This window comes from Streptomyces sp. NPDC055078 (assembly GCF_053607985.1).
Genome location: NZ_JBSGUP010000277.1, coordinates 1 through 10,256, shown reverse-complemented (window position 1 = coordinate 10,256; position 10,256 = coordinate 1). Strand labels below are relative to the sequence as shown.

The following is a 10,256-nucleotide window of genomic DNA, read 5'->3' as shown; positions in this document are numbered from 1 at the left end:
CGCCCGCACACCGCGGGCGTTCCCGGGCGCTTGGGGGCACCCCCCATCGCTCACCCCTCGATGATCGCCCGTCGCCCCTGGGGCATAACACCCGAGGCGTACGGATAATCTGATCTACGTCAATCGTGCGGTAGCGAACCAAGGAGGGGCGGAAGCAGTGGCGGACATCGAAGAGGCGCGCAGAGCGTTCCAGCGGTACGACCTGAACGGCGACGGCCTGATCACGGCGGCCGAGTACAAGAGCGCGATGGCGCAGATGGGCGACTTCCATGTCACGGAGTCGGTCGCCGAAGCAGTGATCAAGACCAAGGACGCCAACGGCGACGGGCTGCTGTCCTTCGAGGAGTTCTGGGACTCGCTCAACAAGGCCCGCAAGAGCGGCGACAAGGGCGAGGGCAGGGCCTGACCGACCGGAGCGGCTTCCCGGCGAGGCGGCCGGGGGAGATCCCCGGTCGTCCGGGGGAGCCCCCGCGGCCCGCGTTCTCATGTGTCCCGACCCAAGCGCCCATCCGCACCCGGACCCCGGTCCCGGCTCCGGTCCCGTTCCTGGTCCCGGCTCCGGTCCCGGCCCCGTCCCTGGTCCCGTGCCCGGTTCCGACCCCAGCCCCGTTCCAGGTCCCGGCCCCGTTCCTGGTCCCGGCCCCGTTCCTGGTCCCGGTCATGAAGTGACCGATTCCGTTTCGCCGGCCGGTAGTCGTCGTGCCTGGTCCCCGTCCCGGTCCCGGTCCCGGCCGGGCACGCCCGCCCTCATCGGTGTGTTCGCCGCCGTACTCGGCGCTGTCCTCGGCGTCGCCCTGCTCGGCGCGGAGTTCGCGGCGCGCGGCACCGGCGAACTGCGGGTCCCCTCGGCCGGTACGAGCACGCTGCTGCGGGCGGCCGTGTTCACCGCGCTCGCCGTCCAGCTCGGCGAACTCGCCGGAGTGCGTATCGCCCGCGGCGGACCGCTGCCCCGCTCCTGGTCCACCGCCGCCGCGCTCGCGGGGGCGGCCGGGGCGGCGGGCCAGATCGTGCTGCTGGCCGCCGTCAGCGATATCGACCTGGCCACGGCGTACGGGACGCGCGAGGGGCGGTATCTGCTGCTGATCGCCAACGGCTTCCTGGCCGCGGCGGGCTGTGCCGCGCTGCGCCGGCCGGTCTGGGCCATCGTCCCGCTCACGCTGGTCGTCGGCGCGGAGGCGCTGCGCGCGCACCCGGAGCCGTACACCCCCGAGATCGGCACCGCGCTCACCGTCGTCCATCTGATCGCCGCGTCCCTGTGGGCGGGCGGGCTGCTCCACGCGCTGCGGGCGATGTGGCGGCGGCGAGCGGACCGGTCCGGCGCCCTGGCCGTACTCGGCCGCTATGCCCGCCTCGCCGCCTGGCTGCTGCTGGTGCTCGCCGTCACCGGCACCCTCTCGGCGCTGCGCAGACTGCCCCTGGACGTGGTGCTCACATCGGCGTACGGCAGGGTCCTCATCGCCAAGCTGGTGCTGGTGGGCGTGGCCTGCGCACTGGCCCTGACGGCGCGGGGCGGCGGATGCTGCGCGGCCGGGCCGACGCCGTGTCCCCGGCGCGGGTGGAACTGGCCGTCCTGGCAGTAGTCGTCGTGGTCTCGGCGCTCCTCACGGTGGTGCCCGACCCGCACTGGATCAGTATGCGGCTGGGCATCCGCTGAGCCACCGCCGTGCCCGCCCGCCGCGTCTGACCGGCCCCGACTCGCCGTAGCGGACCCGGGAAACCGTGCCGCCGCGGGGCACACCGGCTGAGACGTTTTTCACGGACCCTTCCGATGTCATGGCCATGGGTGGTACACGTCTCACTCTGTCGACCACGGCCAGGCTCCACGGCGTAAGGCCAGCAGAACCGACCTTGCGAGGATCCGATGGCAAACCAGACACACAGTGACGTCCGCCCGGCGGGCCCCACCATCACCTCACTCCGGGTCCCGAAGTGGGCCGCTGCGCGGCCCCAGCCGGGCGGCCGGAGTGCGCCGGGCGCGCGCTCCGGGCGGAGCGAGGGTGCCGGACGGGCGCTGGGCACCGTGCTGTCGGTCTACGGGGTGAGCGTCGCCCTCCATCTGCTGGCCCTCGCGCTGATGACCGGACCGGGCGGGCCCGGCGTCAAGGACAGGCTCCAGGCGTGGGACGGACATCTCTACATATCGATAGCGGCCGACGGTTATCCCCCCGGGCTCTCCTACGACGAGACGGGCGAACTGACCGGAAACAATCTGGCGTTCTTCCCGCTCTATCCCCTTCTGGCCCGCTTTCTTCATCAGTCGACCGGCCTGGAAGCGGGGACGGCCGCCATCGCCGTCGCCCATCTCTCGCTGCTGGGCGCGCTCTTCGCCGTACACCGGCTGCTGACCCGGCTGCACGACACCCGCACCGCGACCATCGCGATCGTCCTGCTCGCGGGTGCCCAGCCGATGGCGCTGACCTTTCTCATGGCCTACAGCGAGGCGCTGTTCCTCGCCCTGTGCGCGGGTGCCCTGCTCGCCGCCCACCGCAGGTCCTGGCTCATCGCGGGCGCCCTGGCCCTGCTGGCCGGACTCACCCGGCCCGCCGCCGTCGCCGTGACCCTCGCCCTGGCGACCGCCGCCGTGCTGGAGATACGGCGCACCGGCCGCCCGGCCTGGCGCCCGCTCGCCGCCGTCGCGCTGGCCTGCTCGGGCACACCCGCCTATCTCCTCTGGGTGGGCGATCGCTCCGGGCAGCTCAACGCCTGGTTCGTCATCCAGGAGGCGGGCTGGGGCACCCGCTGGGACAACGGCGCGGGATTCTTCGACTTTCTCTACGGGACCCTGCTGCGCGGCGGCGAGTGGGTGGCCATCAGCACCGCCGTCCTGCTGCTCCTGACCGTGTGCGCCACCGTCGTCGCCTGGCGCCGCGACGCCTGGCCGCCGCTGCTGGTGTACGGCACCACGGTGCTCGTGCTGACCCTGGGGCAGAGCAACTTCTACCACTCCAAGCTGCGGCTGCTCATACCCGCGCTGGTGTTCCTGGTGCCCCTCGCGCGCGGCCTGAGCCGGGCCCGGAACCGTACGGTGGTCGTCGCGCTGACCGCCGCCACGCTCTTCGGCTGCTGGTACGGCGCCCATATGCTCACGATCTGGCGCTACGCGATCTGACCGTCCGGCCCGCCGATCGCGGGCCCGCCGCCCCCGGGCTCCCGACCCTCCGGTCGGGGGCCTGTTCCGTTTGCCCGGTATCCCTGGCGCCTCTGGCGCACCCCCGGCACCCCCGGCACCCCGTGCGGCCCGGCACCCCATGCGGCCCTGCGGCCCGCCACCCGCACCAGAACCCTGTGCAATGAATTCTGGCCAAAGCCCTTGACGAACTTTCGGTCATTAATCCACACTTTCGGTCAGGCCCGGTCATTCATGGGCGGTCACAGTCAGGAGTGGCGATGCTTCCCACCGAGCGCCATCGGCGCATCTCCGCCGTAGTGGAGCGGGTCGGCACGATCAGCACCGAGGACCTCGCCGACCAGCTCAATGTGTCGGCCGAGACCGTCCGCCGCGACCTCGGTCAGATGGAGAAGCGGGGCGTGCTGCGCCGGGTGCGCGGCGGTGCCGCGTCGCTCGCGGTGGTGCAGGGGGTCGCGGGGGAGGAGGCGTCCTACGCGGACCGCTCCCGGTCGGGCACCGAAGCCAAGGCCGCCATCGGCCGCGCCGCCGCGAGCCTGGTGCGCCCCGGGATGACGGTCGTGATCGATGTGGGCACCACGGCGGTGCAGATCGCCCGCGCCCTGCCGCTGGACTTCCGGGGCACCGTGGCCACCCCGTCCTTGCTGGTGGCCGGGGTGGTCGCCGCCCTGCCGCACGCCGAGGTGCTGCTGCCCGGCGGACGGCTCCGGGGCGGCGACCTCGTCTGTTCCGGGCCGCAGACGGTCCGGTTCTTCGCCGATGTCTACCCGGATCTCGCCTTCATCGGCTCCGGCGGCATCGACGCCTCCGCCGGGGTGACCGATTTCCACTTCGAGGAGATCGCCACCAAGAAGCAGATCCTGGCCAACAGCGCCCGCTCCTATGTGGTGGCGGACGGCACCAAGTGGGGACGCGTCGCCGGGCACCGGGTGTGCCCGATGGATGTCTGTACGGGGGTGATCACCGACACGTCCGCGGACTCCGCCCTCACCGCGGCCGTGCGGGAAACCGGGTGCGAGGTGCTGGCGGCCTGAGCGCCGCCGCCCCCGACCCGCGACTCGGCCCCCGAAGTCCCCGCTCCCCCCAGCGCCCTGCTCCAGTGCCCGCTCTGTGTATCGACGTACCGACGTACCGACGTACCGAGGTATCGAGGTATCGAGGTACCGAGCGGGTTGTGAAAGGAATCACCACCATGAGCGCAGCCCCCACTGAACCGGTGAACACCGGTGGCGCCAGACCGCAGGCCGCCGGAGACCGGCCGGAACTGAAGCGCGAACTGACGCGTTACGCCTCCTTCGCGATGGCCTTCGGATTCGTCTCCATCGCCACCGGCATCTTCACCACCTACGGGTCCGTCCTGAACAGCTCCGGCCCGCGCGGCATCTTCGCCTGGCCCATCGCCGTCATAGGCCAGCTCTCCATCGCGCTCGTCTTCGGCGCGCTCGCCGCCCGCATCCCCATCAGCGGATACGCCTACCAGTGGGTCTCCCGGCTGGTGAACCCGGTGTGGGGCTGGATCATGGGCTGGATCTCCTTCTCCTTCCTCGGCGTCGTGGTGGTCGCCGTCGACTACACCATCGCCTCGACGATCCTGCCGGAGCTGCTCCAGTACCAGGGCACCCAGCAGAACGCCTGGGCGATCACCGCCGTGGTGATCCTGCTCCAGGTCGTTCTCGTGGCGATCTCCACCCAGCTGACCCACCGGGTCAACAAGACCGCCGTGACCGTTCAGCTCGTGGGCATGATCGCGCTGACCGTGCTGCTCTTCGCGGTCGGCGCCTTCACCGGCAAGCTGGACTTCGCCACGCTGTTCGAGACCGCCCCGGTCGCCGAGAGCGGCTACTACAGCCTGGGCAGCGCCGGTCACGCCGGACCCTTCGCCCTCGCGTTCCTGCTCGGCGCCTTCACCATCGTCGGCTTCGAATCCGCCGCCAACCTCGCGGAGGAGACCCGCGATCCCGCCCGGGTCATCCCCAAGGCCATGGTGCAGGCCGTCCTCTCGCTCGGTGTCCTCGGCTTCCTCTTCCTGATCGCCGTCACCGCGCTCATCGAGAACCCCGCCACCCTCGCCCAGTCCGACACCCCCGTCGCCACCGTGATCACCGCGGTCCTCGGCTCCGGCATCGGCAAGGCCCTGCTGGTCCTGGTCGTGGTCTCGATCTTCTCCTGCGGTCTCGTCATCACCATGAGCGGTACGCGGCTGGTCTGGGCCATGTCCCGCGACGAGCGCTTCCCCGGCTGGCGGACCCTGCGCAAAATCCACCCCTCGCGCGGCACCCCCCTCAACGCGACCCTCTTCATCTTCCTGGTCGCCGAGGTCATCCTGGCCGCGTTCGCCATGTCGACCGACGCGCTGTTCTCCCTCTTCTCCGCCGCGACCCTGCTGCCAGCCCTCATCTACGCCGGCACCGTGCTGATGTACATCGTCAAGCGCAAGACCCTGCCGCCGACCCAGGGGTTCTCCCTGGGCCGCTGGGAGATCCCGGTCATCGTCGTGGCGTCGGTGTGGCTCGCGTACGAACTGCTGATCTTCCGCGACGAGTCGTTCCGCGACCCGTGGCTCTACGTCCTGGTGCTGTTCGCCATCGGCGCCGTGTACTTCGCCTTCCTGCTCGCACGGCGCGGTGTCGCCGGGCTGACCATGCCGGACATGGCCGATGTGGACCGTGTACTGGACACCGACACGCCTGCCCCCGAGGCGGCCGTCAAGACCCCCGCCGGGGAAGGAGTGAACGACCGATGACCGTGGTCCTCGCCATCGACCAGGGAACGTCCGGCACCAAGGCGATCGTCGTCGACGCCGCCGGTGCCACCCTCACCATCGCCGAGGCCGAACTGCGCCCCCGCTACGGCGACGGCGGAGTCGTGGAGCAGGACCCCGGGGCCGTTCTGGAGTCCGTACTCGACACCGGACGCCGCGCCGTGGCGGAAGCCGGAGTGCCCATCGACATCGTCGCCCTGGCCAACCAGGGCGAGACGGTGCTCGCCTGGGACCCCGCGACCGGCCGGCCGCTGTCCGAGGCGATCGTCTGGCAGGACCGGCGTGCCGAATCCGTCTGCGCCTCTCTGAGCGAGCACGCCGAGCGGATCGCCGCCCGCACCGGTCTCGTACTCGACTCGTACTTCTCCGCGCCCAAGATGGCCTGGCTGCGCCGCCATGTGACCACCGAAGGCGTCGTCACCACCCTGGACACCTGGCTGCTGCACCATCTCACCGGCGAGTTCGTCACCGACGCCGCCACGGCCAGCCGCTCCCTGCTCACCGATCTCGACACCGCCGCATGGGACCCCGAGCTGATCGAGCTGTTCGGCCTCGGGCGGGAGCGGCTGCCCCGGATCGCCGCCTGCGACGAGATCATCGGCACCACCCGGGCCTTCGGCGGTGAGATCCCGGTCGGCGGACTGATCGTCGACCAGCAGGCCGCCCTGCTCGCCGAGGGCTGTATCGACGCCGGAGCGGCCAAGTGCACCTACGGCACGGGCGCCTTCCTGCTCGCCAACACGGGCGGTACGGCGGTGCGCTCCACCGCCGGACTGACCTCGTCCGTCGCCTGGCGGACGGACGGCGGTACGGCGTACTGCGTCGACGGACAGGTGTACACGGCCGCATCCGCGATCCGCTGGATCCGCGACCTCGGGTTCATCCGCTCCGCCCGCGACCTGGACTCCGTCGCCGCGAGCCGGTCCGACGGCACCCTGTGCGTCCCCGCCCTGGCGGGCCTGGCGGCCCCCTGGTGGCGGCCCGACGCCACCGCCACCTTCACCGGAATGACCCTCTCCACCCGCCCCGAGCACATGGTGCTCGCCGTCCTGGAGGGCATCGCCGCCCAGGTCGCCACCCTGTGCGAGCTGGTGGCGGCCGACCTCGGGACCCCGCTGACCAGACTGCGGGCCGACGGCGGCCTGACCCGCAGCAAGACCCTGATGCAGGCCCAGGCCGATGTGGCGCAACTGCCCGTGGACATCTATCCGTCCGGGCACGCCACCCCGCTCGGGGCCGCCGCCCTGGCCCGCCTCGCCCTGAATCCGCGGCTGACACTCACCGAGGCCGTCGGCTCCTGGCAGCCGGCGGCGGTGTACGAGCCGCGGTGGTCGGCGGACCGGGCGGCGCAGTTCCGCGGTACCTGGACGGCGGTCGCCGAGGCCACCGTCCGCAAGGGAGATCTGACATGAGCAACACCCCAGGGAACACCTCAGGGAACACCCCAGGGCACGATTCCGCACCGGTACCCGGTACCGCGCCCGTCCACGACATCGTCGTGATCGGCGGCGGCATCGTCGGCGCGGCCATCGCCCGGGAGCTGGCCGGGCACCAGGTGTCCGTAGCACTGGTGGAGGCCCGCGCGGACATCGGCGACGGCACCAGCAAGGCCAACACCGCGATCCTGCACACCGGCTTCGACGCGAAGCCGGGCACGCTCGAATCCCGCATGGTGGCCCGCGGCTACGAACTGCTGTCCCGCTACGCCGACGACACCGGCATCCCCGTCGAGCACACCGGCGCCATCCTCGTCGCCTGGAACACCGAGGAACTCCAGGCCCTGCCCGGCCTGAAGGAGAAGGCCGAGGCCAACGGTTACCGGCAGTGCCGGCTCATCGACGCCGATGAGGTGTACGGACTCGTCCCCGCCCTCGGTGAGGGCGTCCTCGGCGGGCTCACCGTCCCCGACGAGTCGATCATCTGCACCTGGACGACCAATCTGGCTCTGGCCAGGGACGCCCAGCGGCGCGGCGTCACCTTCCTGCTCGACCACGCCGTCACCGATGTCACCTTCGCCGACGACACCACCACCCTGCACACCGAGGGGGGCCCGGTCAGCGGGCGCTGGATCGTCAACGCCGCCGGACTCGGCGCGGACCGCGTCGACGCCCTGTTCGGCCACGAGCGGTTCACCGTCACCCCCCGGCGCGGCGAACTGTTCGTCTTCGACAAGCTGAGCCGCCCCCTGGTCGACAAGATCGTCCTCCCGGTGCCCACCTCCCGGGGCAAGGGCGTCCTCGTCTCCCCGACCGTCTACGGCAATGTGATGCTCGGCCCCACATCGGAGGACCTCACCGACCGCACCGCCACCGGCACATCCGAGGACGGCTTCGCCTTCCTCCTCGACAAGGGCCGCCGGCTCATGCCCCGGCTCCTGGACGAGGAGGTCACCGCGACCTACGCCGGACTGCGCGCCGCGATCGACCACCCCGACTACCTCATCGAGGCCGACGCCGGGCAGCGGTATCTGCTCGTCGGCGGTATCCGCTCCACCGGACTCACGGCGGGCATGGCCATCGCCGAGTACGTACGCGATCTGCTCGCCGACTCCGGTGTCGCCCTCAAGGAGCGCGACGAGGTGCCCGAACCGCCCCGGATGCCCAATATCGGCGAGGCCGGGGTACGCCCCTACCAGGACGCGGCCCGGATCGCCGCCGACCCCGCCTACGGCGAGATCGTCTGCTTCTGCGAGCGGGTCACCGCGGGGGAGATCCGCGACGCCTGCACCGCGCCACTGCCCGCCCGTACGGTCGACGGCCTGCGCCGCCGCACCCGCGCCATGAACGGCCGCTGCCAGGGCTTCTTCTGCGGTTCCGCCGTCCGGCAGCTCCTGAACGACCACCGCGATAAGACCCCAGTTACCGCCTGCGCGGGCTCCTGCCACGAGGTGACCTCCTGATGCCCCAGCCGACCCCCTCCACCGGGCCCACCGGGCCTACCGGGCCTACCGGGCTCACCGGGCCTACCGGGCTCACCGGTCAGCAGGCGCCGACCGCGCCCCCCGTAACGCTCACCCCCGATGTCCTCATCATCGGCGGCGGCCCCGCCGGTCTCACCGCCGCCGCGCGCCTCGCTCCCCGTATCGGCGGCGAAGTCCTCGTCCTGGAGCGCGAGGCGGAGGCCGGCGGCATCCCCCGCCACAGCGACCACACCGGCTACGGCCTGCGCGATCTGCGCCGGGTGATGACCGGCCCCGCGTACGCGAAACGCCTCACCGACACCGCCACCCGGGCCGGAGCCGTCATCCGCACCCGGGCCATGGTCACCCACTGGGCCGGTGACCGCGCCGTCGATGTCACCAGCCCTGAGGGCCGCTTCCGGGTCGAGGCCAGGGCCGTCGTCCTGGCCACGGGCGCCCGCGAACGCCCCCGTACCGCCCGGCGCGTCCCCGGCGACCGACCGGCCGGCGTCTACACCACCGGCCAGCTCCAGAACGCCGTCCACCTCCACCACCAGCACGTCGGCACCCGCGCCGTCATCGTCGGCGGTGAACTCGTCAGCTGGTCCGCCGCCCTCACCCTCCGTGAGGCGGGCTGTTCCGTCGCCCTGATGGCCAGCCGGTACGAACGCACCGAATCCTACGGCGCCTTCAACCTCGGCGGCCGGGCCGTGCTGCGCGTCCCCGTCGCCAACCGGACCCGGGTGGTCCGCGTCATCGGCAGGCCCCGCGTCGAAGCCGTCGAGATCGAGAACCTCGACACCGGCGTGCGCTCCACCGTCGAGTGCGACACCGTCGTCTTCACCGGCGACTGGATCCCCGACCACGAACTGGTCCGCACGGGCGGCCTCGACCTCGCCCCCGACACCCTCGGCCCCCTCGTCGACACCGCCCTGCGCACCAGCCGCCCCGGTGTCTTCGCCGCGGGCAACCTCCTCCACCCCGTCGACACCGCCGACATCGCCGCCATCGACGGTATCCACGTCGCCGACCAGGTCACCTCCTGGCTCACCGCCACAAGCACACCCGAAGGCACCCCCGGCAGCGCCCCCGACCCGTCCCCCGGCGTCCGCCTCCTCGCCGAGGCCCCCCTGCGCTGGATCTCCCCGGGCCTGCTCCGCCCCGGCGACCCCGCCCCGCCCCGCCGCCGCCTCCTCCTCTGGACCGACGAGTTCATCCGCGTCCCCCGCGTCAGCGTCAGCCAGGCCGGCCGCGTCGTCTCCGAACGCACCCTGGCCTGGCCCGCCGCGCCCGGCCGGGTCTTCCGCGTGCCGTGGTCGGTGGTGCGCGGCATCAGCCCCAAGGGCGGCCCGGTCACGATCGCGGTCCGCTGACGAGCCCACCCGGCGGGGCTCGACGGGGGCGAAATCCAGGGGCACATTCAGCCTCGCCGGCGATTGAGGCGCGGGGTTCGGGGCGGAGCCCCGACA

7 protein-coding genes and 1 pseudogene are annotated in these 10,256 nt (G+C 72.1%); all 8 read left to right on the top strand.

Annotation, left to right across the window (positions count from 1 at the left end; translation table 11 throughout):
- The first annotated feature begins 157 nt into the window (after positions 1-157).
- The gene (locus ACWF94_RS22440) at positions 158-406 is read left to right on the top strand and encodes an EF-hand domain-containing protein (protein ID WP_453491147.1); all 249 of its coding nucleotides are present in this window, start codon (positions 158-160) and stop codon (positions 404-406) included.
- A gap of 79 nt (positions 407-485) precedes the next feature.
- Positions 486-1,654: pseudogene (locus tag ACWF94_RS22435) on the top strand (CopD family protein).
- A gap of 207 nt (positions 1,655-1,861) precedes the next feature.
- Positions 1,862-3,109, top strand: coding sequence for a hypothetical protein (locus ACWF94_RS22430; RefSeq protein ID WP_453491144.1), 1,248 nt, complete (start codon positions 1,862-1,864; stop codon positions 3,107-3,109).
- Positions 3,110-3,387: 278 nt separating this feature from the next.
- Positions 3,388-4,161, top strand: a complete 774-nt coding sequence (locus ACWF94_RS22425; RefSeq protein WP_453491141.1) for a DeoR/GlpR family DNA-binding transcription regulator — start codon at positions 3,388-3,390, stop codon at positions 4,159-4,161.
- Between the two features lie 158 nt (positions 4,162-4,319).
- Complete coding sequence (locus tag ACWF94_RS22420; RefSeq protein ID WP_453491138.1) at positions 4,320-5,870, top strand: APC family permease; 1,551 nt, start codon at positions 4,320-4,322, stop codon at positions 5,868-5,870.
- Positions 5,867-7,300 (top strand): FGGY family carbohydrate kinase, encoded by a 1,434-nt coding sequence (locus ACWF94_RS22415; protein WP_453491135.1) that lies wholly within the window; start codon positions 5,867-5,869, stop codon positions 7,298-7,300. Before ACWF94_RS22420 ends, ACWF94_RS22415 begins: the two co-directional genes overlap by 4 nt.
- Positions 7,297-8,787, top strand: a complete 1,491-nt coding sequence (locus ACWF94_RS22410; protein WP_453491132.1) for an FAD-dependent oxidoreductase — start codon at positions 7,297-7,299, stop codon at positions 8,785-8,787. Before ACWF94_RS22415 ends, ACWF94_RS22410 begins: the two co-directional genes overlap by 4 nt.
- A complete protein-coding gene (locus ACWF94_RS22405; protein ID WP_453491129.1) occupies positions 8,787-10,160 on the top strand; it encodes an NAD(P)/FAD-dependent oxidoreductase in 1,374 nt (457 codons plus the stop codon). Before ACWF94_RS22410 ends, ACWF94_RS22405 begins: the two co-directional genes overlap by 1 nt.
- Positions 10,161-10,256 lie beyond the last annotated feature (96 nt).

What these genes read in the sequence shown, in the direction of transcription:
- ACWF94_RS22425 (WP_453491141.1), top strand. Translation starts at nt 3,388, where the DNA reads ATGCTTCCCACCGAGCGCCATCGGCGCATCTCCGCCGTAGTGGAGCGG.
- ACWF94_RS22415 (WP_453491135.1), top strand. Translation starts at nt 5,867, where the DNA reads ATGACCGTGGTCCTCGCCATCGACCAGGGAACGTCCGGCACCAAGGCG.
- ACWF94_RS22410 (WP_453491132.1), top strand. Translation starts at nt 7,297, where the DNA reads ATGAGCAACACCCCAGGGAACACCTCAGGGAACACCCCAGGGCACGAT.
- ACWF94_RS22405 (WP_453491129.1), top strand. Translation starts at nt 8,787, where the DNA reads ATGCCCCAGCCGACCCCCTCCACCGGGCCCACCGGGCCTACCGGGCCT.
- ACWF94_RS22430 (WP_453491144.1), top strand. Translation starts at nt 1,862, where the DNA reads ATGGCAAACCAGACACACAGTGACGTCCGCCCGGCGGGCCCCACCATC.
- ACWF94_RS22420 (WP_453491138.1), top strand. Translation starts at nt 4,320, where the DNA reads ATGAGCGCAGCCCCCACTGAACCGGTGAACACCGGTGGCGCCAGACCG.